Here is an 18,881-nt window from a genome sequence, read left to right as displayed (position 1 = left end):
ATTCTCGCGCACGGAGGATAATCGGAGGGTGCCCACCTATCGAGACGAAGCGGTGATCCTGCGCACCCACAAGCTCGGTGAGGCGGATCGCATCGTCATCATGCTCTCGCGGCGTCATGGCAAGGTTCGCGCGGTCGCGAAGGGCGTGCGCCGGACCTCGTCGAAGTTCGGGGCCAGACTCGAGCCGTTCATGGTCGCCGACGTGCAGCTGTATCAAGGCCGCTCGCTCGACATCGTGCAGCAGGCCGAGTCGCTCGGTTCCTACGGAACGGACATCGCCGCGCACTACGACCGGTTCACGGCGGCCAACGCGATGGTCGAGACGGCCGATCGCCTGAGCGACTCGGAGGCGACGCCCGACCAGTACCTGCTCCTCGTCGGCGGGCTGCGTGCGCTGTCCCGCGGAGAGCATGTCGCCCGCAGCATCCTCGACTCGTATCTGCTGCGGGTGATGTCCCTCTCCGGATGGGCGCCCTCCCTCGACGAATGCGCGCGCTGCGGCACTCCGGGTCCGCACTCCCGGTTCGTCGCGCAGCTGGGCGGACTGGTCTGCCAGAACTGCGCCCCTGCCGGGAGCCCCCGCGTCGCCGAGAAGACCCTGGCGCTGCTCCGGGCGCTGATCGCCGGCGAGTGGGACGTCATCGACGGGTCTTCGCCCGCCGACACGGCCGCCGCGTCCGGCCTGGTCTCCGCCTACGCTCAATGGCATCTGGAACGCGGGATCCGCTCCCTCGCCCACGTGTCCGACATCCCTTCGGAAGGAGAACGGTGAGCCCGAAGCCGTATACGCACAAGGACGCCGTGGCCTATCGCCCGCTGGACTGGACCGGCGTGCATCCCCCTGTGTTCCGGGCCGTGCCGGAGCACGTGGCGATCGTCATGGACGGCAACGGCCGCTGGGCCAACCGCCGGGGCCTCAACCGGATCGAAGGTCACAAGGCAGGGGAGGAGGTGCTTCTCGATGTGGTCGCCGGCGCGATCCAGGCCGGGGTGAAGCATCTCTCCGTGTACGCGTTCTCGACCGAGAACTGGGCGCGCTCTCCCGAGGAGGTCCGCTTCCTGATGGGGTACAACCGCGACGTGCTGCACCGACGCCGTGATCAGCTCAACGAATGGGGCGTGCGGATCCGCTGGGCCGGACGCAAGCCGCGTCTGTGGGGAAGCGTCATCAAGGAGCTCCAGCACGCCGAGCAGCTCACTCGTGGCAACGACGTGCTCACCCTCACCATGTGTGTGAACTACGGCGGCAGGGTGGAGCTCGTCGATGCGATGCGGGCGGTCGCCGAGGATGTCGCCGCCGGGCGGGTGAAGCCGAAGGCGATCACCGAGAAGATGATCCGCCGGAACCTGTATGTGCCCGACATGCCGGACGTCGACCTGTTCCTGCGCAGCTCGGGGGAGCAACGCACCTCGAACTTCCTGTTGTGGGAGTCGGCCTACGCCGAGATGGTGTTCCTCGACACCCTCTGGCCCGATTTCTCGCGTGAGGAGCTGTGGCGCGCCATCGGTATCTATCTGTCGCGCGATCGTCGTTTCGGCGGCGCGATCGACACGCCGGAGGCCTCGGCCTGAGCCCGGAGCCACCTCTCGGCTTCCCGCGGATGGCGCAGCCTCACGACGACGAGGTGGGGGAAGTGTTCCTGCAGGGCCGGAAACCGCTCGCTCCATTTGTGGAGCGTCGCCGTCTGCCACGCGAGGATGTTCTCCTCGGGATCGCGGTTCAGCAGGTTCCACGGTCCCTTCTCGCGGTTCCCGTTCCAGAGCTCGAGTCGCAGGATGCCGCGGGCGAGCGTGCGCCGGATCAGACGGGCGCGCACGACGCGGTGGGGATAGTCCAGCCAGACGGCGAGCTGCGCGCGCGGCGTGAGGATCGCATCCGTGCCCTTGCTCGTGTACTGCCACTCGGTGACCCAACGGTCGTCGGACGCGAAGGCGCGCACGTCGTCGAGGAACTCGGGGCGAGGAGTCCAGTTCGGTCCGTGGAACAGACCGTCGATCTCGACGTGGCGCAGGCTCCACATCGTGCCGATACGCCGCGACAGGGTCGTCTTCCCCGAGCCGGAGACGCCCGCCACCAGAACCCGCTCCGGCCGGAGCGGCAGCGGGTCGTCGGCGGAGAGCATCCGAGAAGCCTACCCGCGAGCTGTGGCTGCCTCGGAATAGCTCATAGGCGCATGCGGTTGCATGAGAGTGTGACTGAACCCATCTCTATCGACATCTGGTCCGACATCGCCTGCCCCTGGTGCTACATCGGCAAGCGCAACCTCGAGAAGGGTCTCGAAGCGGTCGCCGCCGACGAGGACGCACCGCAGGTCAACATCACCTTCCACTCCTTCGAGCTCTCGCCCGACACCCCCGTCGACTTCGACGGCGACGAGATCGACTTCCTCGCCGGGCACAAGGGAATGCCGCGCGAGCAGGTCGAGCAGATGCTGTCGAATGTGACCGGTGTCGCCGCGAACGCGGGACTCGAGTACCGCTTCGACCTGCTGCAGCACACCAACACGGTCAAGGCTCATGAGCTGCTGCACTTCGCGAAGGCCGAGGGCCTGCAGCACGAGCTGGAGGAGCGGCTCATGTCCGCCTACTTCACCGAAGGCAAGCACGTCGGCCGTATCGACGACCTGGTCGAGCTCGCGACCGAGGTCGGCCTCGACGCAGATCGCGCTCGCGCGGCGCTCGAGAGCGAGCAGTACCTGCCGGCGGTTCGTCAGGATCAGGCCCAGGCCCGCGCCTACGGCATCCAGGGTGTGCCGTTCTTCGTCGTCGACGGCCAGTACGGCATCAGCGGGGCGCAGCCACCGGCGGCGTTCGAGAACGTCCTCCGCGACCTCTGGTCGAAGCGCGGAGAAGCCGAGACGGAGACGGCAGCCGTCTGACCGTTCGGCGCCGGTCCGACGCTCGGCTCGATCTAGCGGGTCAGCGCGGCTTCGATGGCGCTGACGATCTCGGGGGCGTCCGGCTTCTGCTTCGGGCGGAAGCGCAGGACGTCCCCATCCGGCAGCACGAGGAACTTCTCGAAGTTCCACTCGACCCGTCCGGCTTTTCCGCCGGCGTCCGGGGTCTCCTTGAGTGCCTTGTAGAGCTCCGCGGCGTTCTTGCCGTTCACCTTGACCTTGTCGTTGACCGGGAACGTGACGCCGTACGTCGTCGAGCAGAACTCGAGGATGTCGTCCACCGAGCCGGGCTCCTGGCCGAAGAACTGGTTGCACGGGAAGCCGACGACCGTGAACCCGCGGTCGCCGTACAGACGCTGCAGCTCCTCGAGCTGCTCGTACTGCGGCGTCAGGCCGCACTTGGAGGCGACGTTCACGACCAGCACCACGTCGGCACCGAGATCGTCGAGCGTCTTCTCCTCGCCCTTCGCGTCGGTGAACGGGATCGTGCGGAGCGCGGATTCGGTCATATTCACAGCTTAGATCGCCGCATCCCCGTGGGCTCCGCGTCTGGGAGAATAGAGGGGACATGACTCTCGCCACCGCACCTGCCCGCCCCCTTCGCATCGGTCCGATCGATCTCGACGTGCCGGTCGTCCTCGCACCCATGGCGGGGATCACCAACACCGCCTTCCGGCGACTGTGTCGTGAGTACGGCGCCGGGCTGTACGTCAGCGAGATGATCACCTCGCGCGCTCTCGTCGAGCGCAACGAGACCACCATGCGACTGATCCGCCACCACGAGTCGGAGACGCCGCGGTCCATCCAGCTGTACGGCGTCGACCCGAAGACCATCGCCGAGGCCGTCCGCATCATCGTCGCCGAGGACCACGCCGACCACATCGACCTCAACTTCGGGTGCCCGGTGCCGAAGGTCACGCGCCGCGGCGGGGGCGCGGCGCTGCCGTGGAAGTCGAAGCTGTTCGCCGATATCGTCGACCAGGCGGTGAAAGCCGCAGGCGACATCCCGCTCACGGTGAAGATGCGCAAGGGCATCGATAAAGACCACCTCACCTTCCTCGATGCCGGGCGAGCGGCTGAAGATGCAGGGGCGGCCGCGGTCGCGCTGCACGCCAGGACCGCTGGCGAGTTCTACTCGGGGTTCGCGGACTGGAACGCGATCGGCGAGCTGAAGCAGGCGGTCACGAGCATCCCGGTGCTCGGCAACGGCGACATCTGGTCGGCCGACGACGCCGTGCGCATGATGGCGCAGACCGACTGCGACGGTGTCGTGGTCGGGCGTGGCTGCCTCGGACGCCCGTGGCTGTTCGGCGAGCTGGCCACGGCCTTCGGTGGGGAGGGGAAGACCGTCGATGCGACACTCGGCTTCGTCGCGAACGCCTTCCGTCGCCACGCCGAGCTGCTGGTCGAGTTCTTCGAGGATGAGGACCGCGGGTGCCGGGATATCCGCAAGCACGTGTCCTGGTACTTCAAGGGCTACCCGGTCGGGGGCGACATCCGCACCGGACTCGCCACGGCATCCAGCCTCGCCGAGATCGACGACCTCCTCGGCCGGCTCGATCACACGGCGCCCTATCCCGGTGCGGACGCCGAGGGGCAGCGCGGTCGAGCGGGACACCCGAAGCGCACCGCCCTGCCGGAGAAGTGGTTGGAGTCGCGGGAGATCGCATCCGACACCTCGGAGATGATGCGTGGAGCGGAGATCGAGAACAGTGGCGGTTGACCCCAAGGCAGGCCTGCGCGCCGACGGCTACGACGCGCGAGACGCCGAACGCTTCTTCGCCGAAACCCATCGTTCCGAGCGCAACGATTTCGCTCGCGATCGTGCCCGTGTTCTGCACTCCGCCGCGCTGCGCCGACTCGCCGCGAAGACGCAGGTGCTCAGTCCCGCCAGCACCGCGGATTTCGCCCGCAACCGGCTGACGCATTCCCTCGAGGTGGCTCAGGTCGGGCGCGAGCTCGCTGTCGCCCTCGGCGTCTCGGCGGATGTCGTCGACACGGCGTGCCTGAGCCACGACCTGGGGCATCCTCCCTTCGGTCACAACGGCGAACGAGCTCTCAACGAGTGGGCAGAGCCCATCGGGGGCTTCGAGGGGAACGCCCAGTCCCTGCGCATCCTCTCGCGGCTGGAGGCGAAGGTCCTCGACGACGCCGACCGTTCCGTGGGGTTGAATCTGACCCGTGCGAGCCTCGACGCCACGTGCAAGTACCCGTGGACGGTCGACAGTCCGGTGCCGGACCCGGGTGGTCGGCTGAAGTTCGGGGTGTACCCCGAGGACGAGGCGGTCTTCCGCTGGATGCGCGAAGGGGCGCCGGGGCGTCTCCGCTGCATCGAAGCCGAGATCATGGATCTCTCCGACGATATCGCGTACTCGGTCCACGACTTCGAGGACGCCATCGTGAACGGCTATGTCGACGTCGCTCAGCTCGCCGACCCCCGTCAGCACGACGCTCTCGTCGGACGGATCCAGCAGTGGGTGGGATACGACTTCACTCGCGATGAACTCGCCGATGCGCTCTACCGCCTCGCGTCGCAGCCGATGTGGCTCTCGTCGTTCGACCGCTCCCGCCAGGCACTGGCCCGTCTCAAGAACCTCACGAGCGATCTGATCGGACGCTTCGCCCGAGCCTCGGTCTCCGCGACCACGGAGGCCTACGGCACGACAGCACTCGTCCGCTACAACGCCCATGTCGTCGTCCCGCGAGTGATCGAGGTCGAGATCGCCGTGCTCAAGGGCATCATGGGGCAGGCGATCGTCACGATCGAAGCCCGCAAGGGCGTCTACAAGGAGCAGCGGCGGGTGCTGAAGAGACTCGCCGACGCCCTCTGGTCGACTGACGCGCTGTGGTCCGCCGGGTCCGATGTGCTCGAGCCCGCGTTCGCCGCGGACTTCGTCGCGGCGGAGAACGACGCCGAACGCGCCAGAGTCGTGGTGGACCAGATCGCGAGCCTCACCGACCAGAGCGCGATCGACTGGCACAACCGCCTCGTCGGCGAGATCGATCCGGCCGAGGTCGGGATCTGGACTCCCCGTCACGCCCGCCCTGGCGCCCAGGCGCACGCCGAGCGGCTGCCCGTCGCCGAAAGGGCGCACTGATGCCCCGGATCCGGCAGGCCGATGTCGATGAGGTGAAGGCGCGCACGAACATCGCCGACATCATCGGGGAGCGTGTCGCTCTCAAGTCGGCCGGTGTCGGGTCGCTCAAGGGGCTGTGTCCTTTCCACGATGAGAAGAGCCCGAGCTTCCATGTGCGCCAGCAGGTGGGGTACTACCACTGCTTCGGATGCGGGGAGTCGGGGGACGTCTACTCCTTCCTGCGGGAGATGGATCACGTCAGCTTCACGGAAGCAGTCGAGCGTCTCGCCGGGCGTATCGGGTACACACTGCACTATGAAGACGGGGGAGCAGCCCCCGAGACGAGCGGCCGCAGCCGGCTGTACGCGGCGAACACCGCGGCGGCGGAGTTCTTCCGTGCGCAGCTGCTCACCCCCGATGCGGAGGCAGGACGGCGCTTTCTCGGTGAGAGAGGATTCGACGCCGGAGCTGCGGCGCATTTCGGAGTCGGCTTCGCTCCGCGCGGCTGGGACGGGATGCTCAAGGCGCTGACCGCGCAGGGGTTCACCCGCGAGGAGCTGAGCAATGCGGGTCTCGTCTCCACGGGGCAGCGCGGGGTCTACGACCGCTTCCGCGGGCGTCTGGTGTGGCCGATCCGGGATGTCTCGGGGCAGACCATCGGATTCGGCGCGCGCAAGCTCTTCGACGACGACCAGGGACCCAAGTACCTGAACACCCCGGAGACGCCCATCTACAAGAAGGCGCAGGTGCTGTACGGGCTCGACCTCGCCAAGCGCGACATCGCTCGCGGCGACCCTCGCCGTGTGGTCGTGGTCGAGGGATACACAGACGTGATGGCCTGTCACCTCGCCGGTCTCACGACGGCGATCGCGACATGTGGCACGGCCTTCGGCACCGATCACATCAAGGTGCTGCGCCGGGTGATGGGTGACGACAACGCATCCGGTGAGGTCGTCTTCACGTTCGACGGTGACGAGGCGGGGCAGAAGGCCGCGCTGCGTGCCTTCACGGAGGACGACCGTTTCAACGCGCAGACCTTCGTCGCCGTCGCGCCCGACGGCCTCGACCCGTGCGATCTGCGTCTTCAACGCGGAGACGCCGCGGTTCGCGGACTGATGGACGCGAAGCAGCCGATGTTCGAGTTCGCGATCGACCGCAAGCTGAGTGGCTTCGACCTCTCGACGGTCGAGGGTCGGGTCGGGGCTCTGCGGGCCGCGGCTCCGATCGTGGCCGAGATCCGTGACCAGCTCCTCCGGCCGGGATACGAGCGTGTGCTGGCGCGTCGGCTCGGGATGGATCCCACCGAGGTGCGCAGTGAAGTCGAACGCGCGGCTCGTGGGGGACCTGCACCGCATCAGGTGCGTCGGGAGGCTCCGCAGATCGACTCGGTGACCGGCGCTCCCCTCGTCGCTCCGGTCACTCTCGCGACCCTGCCTCGCAGCCCCGACGTCGCGGTCGAACGCGATGCGCTGATGGGAGCCCTGCAGTACGGGCATCAGGTCGATCAGGCCCTCCTCAACAGGGCTCTGGAGGCGCCGTTCCGCACCCCGGCACTGGATGCCGTGCGCGAGGCCGTCGCCGCGGCTCCCGACCGCAGCAGGGCCGGCTGGGTGACCGAGGCCGTGAACGGCGTCCGCGAGCCCTACCGCTCGCTCGCGGGGGAGCTGCTGATGACTCCATTCCCGGAGCGGACGGAAGAGCGGGCTGTCGCCACCGTGGCCGACCTCGCCCGCAGGCTCGTGCTCCGCCAGCTCGAGCACGAGAAGCAGGAGCTCCTCGGTGCGGTGCAGCGTGTGCCCGCCGATTCCGACGGTGGTCGCGCGCTGCGGATGCGTCTGCGCGACATCGACGCAGAGCGTCAGCGCTTCGCCGAGTCGTAACGCGTACCGGCATCGCCCAGAGGGCAGGATGGAGTCATGTCCCGCAGGCCCGTATCCACGAACGCGATCGATTGCTCCGATCTGGTGATCGACCGCATCGGACACGGGATCCCGACTCGGGCCGTCGACGGCGTCACCTTCTCCCTTGTGCCGGGCGGACTCATCTGCGTCGCGGGCCCCACGGGTTCGGGTAAATCGACGCTGGTCGCCGCTCTCGCCGGTTCCACCGATCCCTCGGTCAAGGTCGTCGGCGGGCGTGCCGAGGTGTGCGGGGTGGACGTGCGTCGGCCGGGTCGCAAGCATCGGATCCTCACCTATCGCACCGGATTCGTACCGCAGGGCGCCGGCGCCGATCTGCCGCCGCGACTCACCGTGAACGAGGTGATCGCGGAGCCCATCCTCATGCGCGAGCGGCGGGTGAACACGAAGGCACTCTCGATCCGCGTCGCCACTCTGCTCGACGAGCTGCACCTTCCCCTCGGAACAGCCGCGAAGTTCCCCTACGAGCTCAGTGCCGGCATGCGTCAGCGCGTGGCGATCGCGCGGTCGTTCGTCCTGGAGCCGAAGGTGCTCATCGCCGACGAGGTGCTCGCGAATCTCGACCTCGAGGTGCGGCCGGTCGTGTTCGATGCGATCACCCGTCGTCGCAAGGAGCAGTCGATGGCCGCTCTCCTCGTCACCAATGACGCCGACTTCATCCGCGAGCTGAATGCCGAGACGCTCATGCTCCGCAACGGACATGTCGTCGCGCGCGGCGTGGGCAAGGACCTGCTGTGGGTGCCGAACGCGGAGTCGGATTCGCGCCACTGACCCCGACACGCCCGGCATCCGCGAACGGCGCCCCGGTGTCGTGAACAGGTCCGGGAGTTTGCTAAGCTTGTCGAGTTGCCCGCTCAGCGGTGCACATTCCTCGGTAGCTCAATTGGCAGAGCAGCCGGCTGTTAACCGGCAGGTTCTTGGTTCGAGTCCAAGCCGGGGAGCCAACGAGAGAAGCCCCCTCCACGGAGGGGGCTTCTCTCGTTTTCCCGTGCACCGAACGGGCACCGTCGAGCAGGCACCGTCGAAGAGCGGACGTCGATCAGCCGAGGTACGAGAAGAGCCCCTCATCGGAAGGGGCTCTTCTCGTCCGAGGGAGGCCGGATCAGCCGACGCCCTCCATCGCGCTCGTCTCGGTGTTGCCCGATGCGGGCGATGACCTCGGGCCGACGGCGGGCCAGGTAGGCGTACCGGGTGAGGGCCAGGGCGACCGTCACGAGGAACACGTAGGGGATCACGTTGTAGGGGAAGACCGGCACCGGCCAGACGTTCGCGAAGAAGACGTAGGCCATGGTGACGACGGCGACCGTCGCGCAGACCTTCACGAGTCCATTGCGCATCTTCGCGCGCTGCGTGTAGACGACACAGGCGATCGCGACGAGTGCGTAGGCGACCATGTAGCCGTAGGTGCCCCAGGTGTTCACCCAGACGAGGATCTCGCCGGTCGCCGCGCCCGAGAGCAGCAGCACGATGTCCACCGCCACGGCTGCAGCGCCGGCGATGATCAGGACGCGGTGAGGCGTCAGATGCTGCTCGTGGGTGCGTCCGAATCGTTCGGCGACGACGCCCTCCTTGCCCATCACGTACACGATGCGACCGATCACGTTGAGCGGAGCGACGACCACGGCGAAGAACGACGCGGAGACACCGAACGTGAGCACGGCCGCGAACCAGCCGGGCATCCCGATCAGTGCGGACATGCTCTCCAGGGGACTGGACGAGGTGGCGAGGTCGTCACCGAGTACCGTGATCTGGGTGTACGCGGCGAACACGTACAGCACCCCCACACCGAGGGCGCTCCACATGATCGCGCGGGGGATGGCCTTGTACGGCTCCTTGGCCTCGCGACCGAGCGCGTCGGCGGAGGAGAAGCCGACGAAACCGAGGATGCCGAGGACCATGCCGGACGCGACCCCCTGGAACGACGATCCGGAAGCGAGCACCTGCGCGGGGTCCCACGCGGCGGGGCCGGCCCACACGAGCGCGGCGATCAGGAGAACGAGGATGATTCCCACCGAGACGAGCTCCAGTACGAGCGAGACCCGGGCGGACAGGCGGATCCCGCGGATCGTGAACAGCGTCGCCAGGCCGCCGAGGACGACGGCGAGGCCGATGTCCCACCCGAGGCCCTGGGCGGGGAGGCCCAGCATGGTGAGGAACTGCGCCATGTAGCTGACGGAGCCGCTGAGTGAAGCCGCAGCGATGCCGAAGCAGCCGATCAGCAGTGTGACGCCGGCGAGGAATGCGCCGAACGGACCGAGCCCCTTGGAGACATAGGTGTAGAGCGATCCCGCAGAGGCGTGCTTGCGGGCGAACACGACAACGCAGTAGCCGACGCACAGGATGACGATGGTCGCGAGTGCGAAGGCGTAGATGGTGCCGTTGCCGGCACCGAGGAAGATGGCCGCAGCGGTGAACGCGATGACGGCGCTGGGGGCGATGTTCGCGATGGCCTGGGCGGCGAGTTCCGGTCCGCTCATGACGCCGGTGCGAAGACCGGCATCGGTGGGCGTGCCGGGTGGGGCGACGACGGTGTCTGACATGGTTCTCCTGGATTCGGGTTTCCGGGGATGGGGTGGAGGCTGCGGGTGGCGTGCGGTCAGGGGATGAGAAGCGTGCGGAGCGCGGAGCCGGTCTCGAGATCGTCGAGCGCCGCAGCGGCCTCGGCGAGCGGACGTCGACCGGAGATGAGCGGATCGATCTTGAGCTGGCCGTCCATGTAGCGGTCCACCAGCGCCGGGACATCGATCGAGGGACGCACGGAGCCGTAGTTCGATCCCAGGATGCGCTGGTCGGCCTCGGCGAGGACGAGGGGTTCGAACGAGGCACGGGCTCCCGTGGGAGGGAGGCCGACGATCACGGCGGCACCGCCGAGGCCGAGCATCTGGATCGACTGCTCGGTCGTCGATGTGCGGCCGATCGCGTCGAACGCGTAGTCCACGCCGTCCGGGATGAGTTCGCGCAGCTGGGCGACGGGGTCGCCCAGCGAGGCATCGATGCGATCCGTCGCGCCGAACTGCAGCGCCATCTGCGTCTTCTCCGGACGCACGTCGATCGCGATGATGCGTTCGGCGCCGGCCAGGCGCGCGCCCTGCACGACATTGAGGCCGACGCCGCCGCAGCCGATCACGACGACGGTGGAACCGGGCTCGACCGCCGCCGTGTTGAGGACGGCGCCGACGCCCGTGGCCACCGCGCAGCCGACGACGGCGATGACATCGAGCGGCGCGTCGTCACGGACCTTGACGGCCCCCGAGGCGGGAACGACGACCTCCTCCGCGAACGAGGAGACTCCGAGATAGTGGTGCAGCGGTTCGCCGTCGAGGCTGAGGCGCGAGGTGCCGTCGAACAGCACGCCGAGGGGAGCGACCACGGTCGCGACCTTCTGGCAGCGTGCCTCGTGGCCGGCGCGACAGTAGCGGCACTCACCGCACGGGGGCACCCAGCTCAGGACGACGTGATCGCCGACGGCCAGTGTGGTGACACCTTCGCCGAGTTCGGTCACGACACCGGAACCCTCGTGTCCCATGACCAGGGGAGCAGCCGCATCCCATTCGCCGCGCTTGACGTGGAGGTCGGAGTGGCACACGCCGGCAGCGGCGATGCGTACTCGAACCTCACCTGCACGCGGCGGGGCGAGGTCGACGTCGACGAACTCGATCGGGGACTGCGGATCGCGGAAGACAACAGCTTTCATGACATCCTTCGGGTGGAGGGGGCTGCCGACGATGCTAGGAGAGTGCGGGACCGCGGGCATCCGACAAATATGTGGATTGCAAAGCGCGTGTTCACACTTTGTATGATCAGAAGATGGCTCGTGATGTCGCCTCCGTGGCGCGATACCTCCAAGGGGAGCTGCTGCACGGGGGCGTTCCGAGTTCGCGACATGTGAATTCCGTCGTCGCGCTCGAAGTGTTCGGCGCCCCGACCGACAGTCTCTTCACCACTCTCGTCACCGTCGACGCTTGGCAACTGGACCGGCTCGCCGACGATGCGGAGCGGGTCGCCCTGCTCCGGGACGTGGTCGTCGTGACGGATGCGGACACGCCCTCTTTCCGACGTCTGCTCGAGGACGGAGGCATCACGGCGATCGTCGGGGCAGGAACGTCGCGCGAGCTGCTGACGCCGATGCTGACGGCCCTGCTGGCCGTCGACCAGGCAGCCGAGGCCCGAGCGATCACTTCGGCGATGCGGGTGCTGACCCTGGCCGCACGCCGCAGCGGCATCACGGGGGTCATCGCCGAGCTCGCGCATCGGATCGATGGATGGGCGGTGCTCCTCGACCGCCACGGGGAGGTGATCACGACGGCGGGAGCGGGAAGCCTGCACATCGACGACGCCGTGGCGGTCGCCGTGGGGCGCCCGGTTCGCGTGCGCCATCGCGCGCTCCAGGTGCATCCGGTCGGCCCGGGGCAGGACATCACCGCCCAACTCGTCACCGCACCCCGCAACGACAGCTCGGGTCGGGGGAGGGAGCTCAGCTCGCAGGCCGCGGCACTGCTCGATCTTCTGATGCGCACGCGGGACAGCAGCCACCTCGAGCGTCTCGGCCGATCCATGATGCTGGAGACCGTGCTCGAGGGAGGGGAGGAGGCGACGCGTCTCCTGCGTCGCTGGGGCGTGCACGAACGAAGTCTGGTGGGATTCGTCCTGACCTCGCGCACCAGTGGCGTGGACGTGGAGCATCTGCTGGCGCTGTGGCTGGATGAGCTCGGGGCGGAGCATGTCTTCGCCGCGCAGCGTGGTCTGATCCGCGGCGTTGTGCGCGAGGAACATGCGGAGGAGATCGCGCATCGGGCGCGGTCCTTCGCCTCGACGCTCTATCTCGGGCTCGGTCGGCCCGCCACGACGGATGCGCTCGCCCGCAGTGTCGATGAAGCCCGTCAAGCCTGCGAGACGGCTCGCGCGGGAGGGGAGCGCGTCGTCCGCTACTCGTCGATCCCGACGGTGTCGTTCGTGCTCGGGCAGTTGGATGCGGACCAGACGCAGAGGATCGCGCGGCTTCTCGATCCGCTGAGGGCCGCCGAGCAGCGGACCGAGCTCATCGAGACCCTGCGCGTGTTCCTCGCCACGAACGGCGCCTGGGGCGAGAGCGCCACGCGGTTGCGGATCCACCGGCAGACTCTGGCAGCGCGCATCCGACGGATCGAAGACCTGATCGGGCTGTCATTCGCCGATCCCGATGATCGGGTGGCCGCCTGGCTCGCGATACGTGCCTCTGACGACTGATGCGCGCGTGCACGAAGGAGGGCCCCGCCGATTGGCGAGACCCTCCTTGGTGGCTGTCGGTCAGCGTGCGGCGCCGGCCAGCGATCCGGTGGTCTGTCCGGCCGGATCGAAGATGATGCACTGGATCACGCGGTCGTTGTTCTGCTCCCAGGAGTCCTTGGTGGGAACGAGCGTGGTGACGTCGAGGGCCGAGTCCTGGTAGGCCACACCGACGAAGGTCGTGTAGGCATCGCCGATGCACTCCTGCGTCGCCGCGTCGACGTCGGAGTCGGAGAACTCGCCGTCGGGCATGGTGATCTCGTAGTACACCTCCTGGTCGTGCGGGTCGGTGCACGGGAGGACGTTGGCGTCCGTGAGCATGCCGGAGCCGGTGTCGAGCATGCAGTCGCCCAGCTTCACCGAGAAGACGCCGACGTTCGCGCTCTCCGTGACCTGGCCGGTCTCCTCATCGCGGTTGGCGTCGCCGGAGCCGCTGCCGAGAAGGCTGTTGAGAGCACTGCAGCCGCTCAGGGCGACTGAGAGTGCCACTGCGGATCCTGCGAGCATCAGAGCGCGTCGCGTGCGCATCTTCATCATGATTGGTTCCCCTCCGAAGCGTGATGTGGAGGCATGCGAAAAGCCCCCGCCGCGAACACGCTAGCCGTTCGCGAGTCTGTGATGCAACTTCGAGGAGCCTGTGGTTCGGCTGAGAGCGGTTCAGCCTTCGAGGTCGTCGACGCCGGGCATCCAGCTCGATCCCGGGCGGCCCCAACCGCGCTTGCGGGCGACCTTCTGGGCTGTCTTCCAATCGCCGTCGGAGAGGCGATCGACGTAGAGGATGCCGTCGAGATGATCGAACTCATGCTGCATGATGCGTGCGCGCCAGCCGTCGACGTCGATCGAGACCGGCTGGCCCTCCAGGTCGGTCGCCGTCACGTGGACGCGCTCCGACCGCCGCAGCGGGAACCGCTCGCCCGGGAAGGAGAGGCAGCCTTCGGACTCGAGGTCGGGGTCCGGGTCGCCGGGCTCGAGCGGCACCATCCAGAGCACGGGGTTGATGAGAACGCCACGCCAGGGCTGGTCGTCGTCATCGACGTACGCGTAGGTGTAGATCCGCAGGGGAACGCCCACCTGCGGAGCGGCGAGGCCGACTCCAGGCGCCGTGTCCATGGTCTCGAACATGTCGGCCACGAGGGTGCGGATGTCCTCCGTGATCTCGTCGACGGGGGAAGCAGGGGAGTGCAGGACGGGGTCGCCCATGATGCGAATCGGAAGTACAGCCACGTCACAACCCTAGTCGGCGGCAGTCGGCAGGTAGGGTCGTACTGTGAATGCCGGGGTATGGATGAACGCGGTCGAGGATGTCGGCGATCAGCTCGTCGGCGCCTTCCAGAACCCGGGCCTTCTGCTCGGAATCCCCCTCGCTCTCGCCGGTGCCGTCTTCATGTCGCTCGGAGCGCAGTACCAGCACCGCGGGGTCGAGAAGGTCGAGCGTCTCAGCGGTGCCAACGGCGCGTCGGGCTTGAGCTTCGATCAGCTCAAACGGCTTCTCACCCGCCCATCATGGCTCATCGGCACACTCATGCTCGGGCTCGCCGTGATCTGCCAGCTCGCCGCGCTCGTGAAGGCACCGCTCATCGTGGTGCAGCCGCTGGGCGCCATTGCGCTCGTCATCACCACTCTGCTCAACGCCCGCGTCTCCGGTCATACGCCCACCAAACAGTCGCTCACCGCGATCGTGGCCTGTGTGGGCGGCATCTTCCTCTTCGTCTTCTTCGCGGCGATCTACGCGACCGAGCAGGACGTCACCGACCGCGAGCTGTTCGTGATCCTGGCGCTCCTCCTGGTCGTGATCATCGTGCTCGGCGCGTGCTGGCTCATCCTGCGCCATCGCATGCGGGCGCTCTTCTACGTGATCGGCGCCGGCATCCTCTACGGATTCGTCGCCACGCTCGCGAAGGTGGTCATCAAGCGCATCGAAGCAGGTCAGTTCGAGTGGATCACCGGCATCTGCGTGCTCGCGCTCGTCTCGGCAGCCGCGGTCGGTGCATACTTCGTGCAGACGGCGTACAGCTCAGGTCCGCCCGACCTCGTGATCGCCGGGCTCACGGTCGTCGACCCTCTCGTCGCGGTGCTCATCGGCATGGTCGTGCTGGGCGAGGCCGCTGCGGCACCGTGGTGGGTGCTCGTGATCTTCGCGGTCGCCGGAGCCATCGCCGTGTGGGGTGTGGTCGGCCTGGCCCGCTACCATCCTCAGGTGCTCAGCGACAGCCAGGACTTGGGCATCCAACGCGGCAGCACCCCGGGTGGCAGCACCCCGGGCGGAGCTGGGCAGGGCGGGACGGAGGGCGCAGCATCATCGAGTTCCTCCTCCACGGCTGCGCCTGAGCGCTCGAGCGGGTCGGTGAGCCCGGAGACTCCGCCGCCGTACGACGGCTCCGCTGACCGGCCCTAGCGCCGCTCCGCTCGTCCGTGGAGGTGTGCCGGTCGCCCGTGGCGATACGGACTCAGTACGCCTGATCGATCAGGTCGACCGACACCTCGGCGGCCGCAGCCTCGTCCACGAAGAACACCGTGCGCTTGCGCCCCTTGGCCCCGGCAGCGGGCACGCTCGTGTAGCTCGCTCCCGCGAGAGCGAGCCCCAGGGCTGATGCCTTGTCCGCACCCGTCAGCACGAGCCACACGCGCTTCGACGAGTTGAGCACGGGGCGGGTCAGCGTGACGCGCTCGGGCGGCGGCTTCGGTGAGTCGCGGACGGCGAGGACGGCCGCATCCGTCACCGTGACCTCTTCCCGATCGGGGAAGAGCGACGCGATGTGGCCGTCGGGACCGACGCCGAGGAAGCACACGGCGAACGAGGGCCAGGCATGCTCCTCGGTGCCGAACCGCGCGAGTTCGGCGGCGTAGGCCGCCGCGGATTCGTCCAATGTCAGACCGCTGTCTGGTCCCGCGACCTCATGCACGTTCTCGACGGGCACCGGGATGTGATCGAGGAGGGCCTGTCGTGACTGCAGCGAGTTGCGGTCGACGTCGTCGCGCGGCACGAACCTCTCGTCACCCCACCAGAAATGCACGAGTGACCAGTCGATCTCGGTCGCCCGGGGGTGCTCGGACGCCGCGCGCAGCACCGCTCCACCCATCGAACCACCGGTGAGGGCGATGTGTGCGATCCGACCGTTGCGGGTGCGCGCGCGCACCCGCGTGAGGAATCGGTCGGCCACACGGGTGGCGAGGGCGGCGGGCGTGGCTTCCACCACGACCCGCTTCTCGGCGGACGATGTCGTCATCGACGTCACTCTCCTGTCTCGGGCGGACCCAACTTCTCCCAGCCCTCGGTGATGACTCGACCGTACAGGACGTCGGGGTCGAGCCGACGCAGCTCCTCCGCCAGGCACTCGCGAAGAGTGCGTCGCGGCAGGTGCAGATCGTGGTTCGGCTGCCCGGGCTGCGTGAGCACGGCCACGCCGGGAGTCGGACGCTCCAGGAGGATGTCTCCGGACTCGCGAGTCAGGCGCACCGATTTGATGCCCTCCGCCCAGTGCTCGGGGTCTTCGTACGACCAGCGCACCGGAACGTCGAGGGCCATCTGCAGCCAGGCGGCCAGCAGAGCGGTCGACGGCGATGCCGCGGCCCCGCGCACCTCGACGCCGGTGATCGGCTCGTACGGCGGCTGGTCGAGCACGGCCGCGAGCTGTTCGCGCCAATGGGTCAGACGGGTCCACGCCAGATCGGTGTCGCCAGGGGCGTGGGTCTCGCCGAGCAGGGCGAGCCGGTCGCGGACGTCGGTCGCCGTCGCGGCATCGGTGATGCGGCGCTGGGCGATCTTGCCGAGGGGCGACTGGGCGGGTGCCACGGGGGCGGCTTCGGGCCACCAGGCGACCACGGGAGCATCCGGAAGCAGGAGTCCGGTGATCAGGCTCTCCTCGTTGCTGGCCGCGTCCCCGAAGGCGCGGAGGACCACGACCTCGCTGGCGCCGGCGTCTCCGCCGACGCGGATCTGCGCGTCGAGGCGAGAGTCGCCCTCGCCCGTCGTGATCACGATCACGCGCATCGGGTGCTCTCGTGAGGCGTCGTTCGCCGCGTCGATCGCCGCTTCGGCGACGCCGTTGCGTGCGGCGATCACAAGGGTGAGCACACGCCCGAGGGCAACGGCGCCGCCCTCTTCGCGCACCTTGACCAGCTGCTTCGCGACCTGGCTGACGGTGGTGTCGGGAAGGTCGATGATCACGGGCGTCTCCAGACTCGTCCATCGCGGGCCAGCAGGTCGTCGGCGGATGCCGGTCCCCACGAGCCGGGCGCGTACTGCTCGACCGGACCGCCCTCGGCTGCCCAGTACTTCTCCACGGGGTCGAGGATCTTCCAGGAGAGCTCGACCTCCTCGTGCCGCGGGAACAGCGGCGGATCGCCCAGGAGGACGTCGAGGATCAGGCGTTCGTAGGCCTCGGGGCTCGCCTCGGTGAAGGCGTGACCGTATCCGAAGTCCATGGTCACGTCGCGCACGTTCGTGCCGTTGCCCGGCACCTTGGAGCCGAAGCGGATCGTCACGCCCTCATCCGGCTGCACGCGGATGACCAGAGCGTTCTGTCCGAGCTCCGAGGCGTTGCCGCGCCCGAAGAGGTGCTGCGGTGCGCGCTTGAAGACGACGGCGATCTCGGTCACGCGCCGTCCGAGGCGCTTGCCCGTGCGCAGATAGAACGGCACGTCCGCCCAGCGGCGCGTATCGATCTCGAGCTTGATCGCGGCATACGTCTCCGTGGTCGACTCGGGGTTCATCCCCTCCTCTTCCAGGAAACCGGTGACCTTCTCGCCGCCCTGCCACCCACCCGCGTACTGACCGCGCGCGGTCGCGAGGGAGAGGTCGTCCGGAACGTGGACTGCGGCGAGGACCTTCTCCTTCTCGGCGCGCAGGTGCTCCGCCGAGAGACTGATCGGCTCTTCCATCGCGGTGAGGGCCAGCAGCTGCAGAAGGTGATTCTGGATCACGTCGCGTGCCGCGCCGATGCCGTCGTAGTAGCCCGCGCGTCCACCCACACCGATGTCCTCGGCCATGGTGATCTGCACGTGGTCGACGTAGTTGCGGTTCCAGATCGGCTCGTACAGCTCGTTCGCGAAGCGCAGCGCCAGGATGTTCTGGACCGTCTCCTTGCCGAGGTAGTGATCGATGCGGAAGATCGAGTCGGCCGGGAAGGCCACCTCGAGCGCGGCGTTGAGTGCGCGCGCCGATTCGAGGTCGTGCCCGAAGGGCTTCTCGATCACGACACGGCGCCAGCGCTCGTCGTCGTCGCTGTTCTCGCCGACGAGGCCGGAGTCCTTCAGCTGCTTGGCGACCAGCGGGAAGTCCTTGGGCGGGATCGACAGGTAGAACGCATGGTTGCCCATCGTCCCGCGTTCGACATCGAGCTTCTCGATGGTCTCGCGGAGCTTGCGGAACGAGTCCGGATTGTCGAACTCACCCGAGACGAACCGGATGCCCTGCAGCAGCTGGGTCCACGTCTCCTCACGGAACGGCGTGCGAGCGTGCTCCTTGACCGCGTCGTAGACGACCTGCGCGAAGTCCTGGTCCTCCCAGTCTCGGCGGGCGAATCCGACCAGGGCGAACCCGGGAGGGAGAAGGCCGCGGTTCGCGAGGTCGTAGACCGCGGGCATCAGCTTCTTGCGTGACAGGTCTCCGGTGACGCCGAAGATCACCAGGGCGCTGGGCCCGGCGATCCTGTTGAGACGGCGGTCATCGGGGTCACGCAGCGGGTTGTGCCCGCGCGAGATGGGAACAGACATCGGTGGGG

General features: G+C 68.1%; 18 protein-coding genes and 1 tRNA gene. 10 read left to right on the top strand and 9 right to left on the bottom strand.

Translation table 11 applies throughout. From position 1 onward, the window contains the following. The first annotated feature begins 28 nt into the window (after nucleotides 1-28). On the top strand, nucleotides 29-772 hold the full coding sequence (gene recO, locus ACLFA2_RS00540; protein ID WP_021198583.1) for a DNA repair protein RecO: 744 nt from the start codon (nucleotides 29-31) through the stop codon (nucleotides 770-772). Then, on the top strand, nucleotides 769-1,572 hold the full coding sequence (locus tag ACLFA2_RS00535) for an isoprenyl transferase (protein WP_426621839.1): 804 nt from the start codon (nucleotides 769-771) through the stop codon (nucleotides 1,570-1,572). The genes recO and ACLFA2_RS00535 overlap by 4 nt, the downstream gene beginning before the upstream one ends. Here the strand turns inward: ACLFA2_RS00535 and ACLFA2_RS00530 are convergent. Beyond that, entirely contained in the window at nucleotides 1,512-2,123 is a 612-nt protein-coding gene (locus tag ACLFA2_RS00530) for a hypothetical protein (protein ID WP_021198585.1), read from the bottom strand. The two genes, ACLFA2_RS00535 and ACLFA2_RS00530, sit on opposite strands and share 61 nt — an antisense overlap. A 69-nt stretch (nucleotides 2,124-2,192) precedes the next feature. Between ACLFA2_RS00530 and ACLFA2_RS00525 the strand changes: the two genes are divergently transcribed. Further along, nucleotides 2,193-2,879, top strand: coding sequence for a DsbA family oxidoreductase (locus ACLFA2_RS00525; RefSeq protein WP_021198586.1), 687 nt, complete (start codon nucleotides 2,193-2,195; stop codon nucleotides 2,877-2,879). 32 nt (nucleotides 2,880-2,911) lie between these two features. Here ACLFA2_RS00525 and ACLFA2_RS00520 read toward each other — a convergent pair whose 3' ends face one another. Beyond that, on the bottom strand, nucleotides 2,912-3,406 hold the full coding sequence (locus tag ACLFA2_RS00520) for a glutathione peroxidase (RefSeq protein ID WP_021198587.1): 495 nt from the start codon (nucleotides 3,404-3,406) through the stop codon (nucleotides 2,912-2,914). 59 nt (nucleotides 3,407-3,465) lie between these two features. Here ACLFA2_RS00520 and dusB point away from each other — a divergent pair, with 59 nt between their 5' ends. From dusB to ACLFA2_RS00495, 5 genes are all read left to right on the top strand, one after another. After that, entirely contained in the window at nucleotides 3,466-4,620 is a 1,155-nt protein-coding gene (gene dusB / locus ACLFA2_RS00515; protein WP_021198588.1) for a tRNA dihydrouridine synthase DusB, read from the top strand. Then, nucleotides 4,610-5,995, top strand: a complete 1,386-nt coding sequence (locus ACLFA2_RS00510) for a deoxyguanosinetriphosphate triphosphohydrolase (protein ID WP_021198589.1) — start codon at nucleotides 4,610-4,612, stop codon at nucleotides 5,993-5,995. The genes dusB and ACLFA2_RS00510 overlap by 11 nt, the downstream gene beginning before the upstream one ends. After that, on the top strand, nucleotides 5,995-7,854 hold the full coding sequence (dnaG, locus tag ACLFA2_RS00505; RefSeq protein ID WP_031206747.1) for a DNA primase: 1,860 nt from the start codon (nucleotides 5,995-5,997) through the stop codon (nucleotides 7,852-7,854). The genes ACLFA2_RS00510 and dnaG overlap by 1 nt, the downstream gene beginning before the upstream one ends. Before the next feature lie 36 nt (nucleotides 7,855-7,890). Further along, on the top strand, nucleotides 7,891-8,664 hold the full coding sequence (locus ACLFA2_RS00500) for an ATP-binding cassette domain-containing protein (protein ID WP_021198591.1): 774 nt from the start codon (nucleotides 7,891-7,893) through the stop codon (nucleotides 8,662-8,664). Nucleotides 8,665-8,761: 97 nt separating this feature from the next. Next, nucleotides 8,762-8,837: transfer RNA gene (locus tag ACLFA2_RS00495), tRNA-Asn, on the top strand. Nucleotides 8,838-8,957: 120 nt separating this feature from the next. On the opposite strand, the gene ACLFA2_RS00490 is transcribed toward ACLFA2_RS00495, so the two are convergent. Both ACLFA2_RS00490 and ACLFA2_RS00485 read right to left on the bottom strand, forming a co-directional pair. Continuing rightward, nucleotides 8,958-10,433 carry an APC family permease gene (locus ACLFA2_RS00490; protein WP_426621838.1) on the bottom strand — a complete coding sequence of 492 codons (1,476 nt, stop codon included), beginning with the start codon at nucleotides 10,431-10,433 and terminating at the stop codon, nucleotides 8,958-8,960. Nucleotides 10,434-10,489: 56 nt separating this feature from the next. After that, nucleotides 10,490-11,587, bottom strand: a complete 1,098-nt coding sequence (locus tag ACLFA2_RS00485) for an alcohol dehydrogenase catalytic domain-containing protein (protein ID WP_021200773.1) — start codon at nucleotides 11,585-11,587, stop codon at nucleotides 10,490-10,492. A gap of 113 nt (nucleotides 11,588-11,700) precedes the next feature. Between ACLFA2_RS00485 and ACLFA2_RS00480 the strand changes: the two genes are divergently transcribed. Next, nucleotides 11,701-13,119, top strand: a complete 1,419-nt coding sequence (locus ACLFA2_RS00480; RefSeq protein WP_021200772.1) for a PucR family transcriptional regulator — start codon at nucleotides 11,701-11,703, stop codon at nucleotides 13,117-13,119. A gap of 60 nt (nucleotides 13,120-13,179) precedes the next feature. Here the strand turns inward: ACLFA2_RS00480 and ACLFA2_RS00475 are convergent, their stop codons facing one another. Together ACLFA2_RS00475 and def are read right to left on the bottom strand one after the other, a co-directional pair. Beyond that, on the bottom strand, nucleotides 13,180-13,647 hold the full coding sequence (locus tag ACLFA2_RS00475; RefSeq protein ID WP_231479813.1) for a septum formation family protein: 468 nt from the start codon (nucleotides 13,645-13,647) through the stop codon (nucleotides 13,180-13,182). Between the two features lie 168 nt (nucleotides 13,648-13,815). After that, on the bottom strand, nucleotides 13,816-14,382 hold the full coding sequence (gene def / locus ACLFA2_RS00470) for a peptide deformylase (protein WP_084487383.1): 567 nt from the start codon (nucleotides 14,380-14,382) through the stop codon (nucleotides 13,816-13,818). Nucleotides 14,383-14,443: 61 nt separating this feature from the next. On the opposite strand from def, the gene ACLFA2_RS00465 reads away from it, so the two are divergent. Further along, nucleotides 14,444-15,553 carry a DMT family transporter gene (locus ACLFA2_RS00465; protein ID WP_021200769.1) on the top strand — a complete coding sequence of 370 codons (1,110 nt, stop codon included), beginning with the start codon at nucleotides 14,444-14,446 and terminating at the stop codon, nucleotides 15,551-15,553. Nucleotides 15,554-15,605: 52 nt separating this feature from the next. Here ACLFA2_RS00465 and pgl read toward each other — a convergent pair whose 3' ends face one another. From pgl to zwf, 3 genes are read right to left on the bottom strand one after another with little or no spacing between them, the layout of a single operon-like run. Next, nucleotides 15,606-16,385, bottom strand: coding sequence for a 6-phosphogluconolactonase (pgl, locus tag ACLFA2_RS00460; protein WP_029260233.1), 780 nt, complete (start codon nucleotides 16,383-16,385; stop codon nucleotides 15,606-15,608). A gap of 5 nt (nucleotides 16,386-16,390) precedes the next feature. Beyond that, a complete protein-coding gene (locus tag ACLFA2_RS00455) occupies nucleotides 16,391-17,326 on the bottom strand; it encodes a glucose-6-phosphate dehydrogenase assembly protein OpcA (RefSeq protein ID WP_029260234.1) in 936 nt (311 codons plus the stop codon). Then, complete coding sequence (gene zwf, locus ACLFA2_RS00450) at nucleotides 17,323-18,873, bottom strand: glucose-6-phosphate dehydrogenase (protein WP_021200766.1); 1,551 nt, start codon at nucleotides 18,871-18,873, stop codon at nucleotides 17,323-17,325. Before zwf ends, ACLFA2_RS00455 begins: the two co-directional genes overlap by 4 nt. Between the last annotated feature and the right edge of the window lie 8 nt (nucleotides 18,874-18,881).

It is taken from the genome of Microbacterium sp. As-52 (genome assembly GCF_049949185.1).
Classification (GTDB): Bacteria; Actinomycetota; Actinomycetes; order Actinomycetales; family Microbacteriaceae; genus Microbacterium; species Microbacterium maritypicum_A.
Note: the sequence above shows the minus strand (reverse complement) of the source record. Positions and strands in the feature narration are given on the sequence as shown.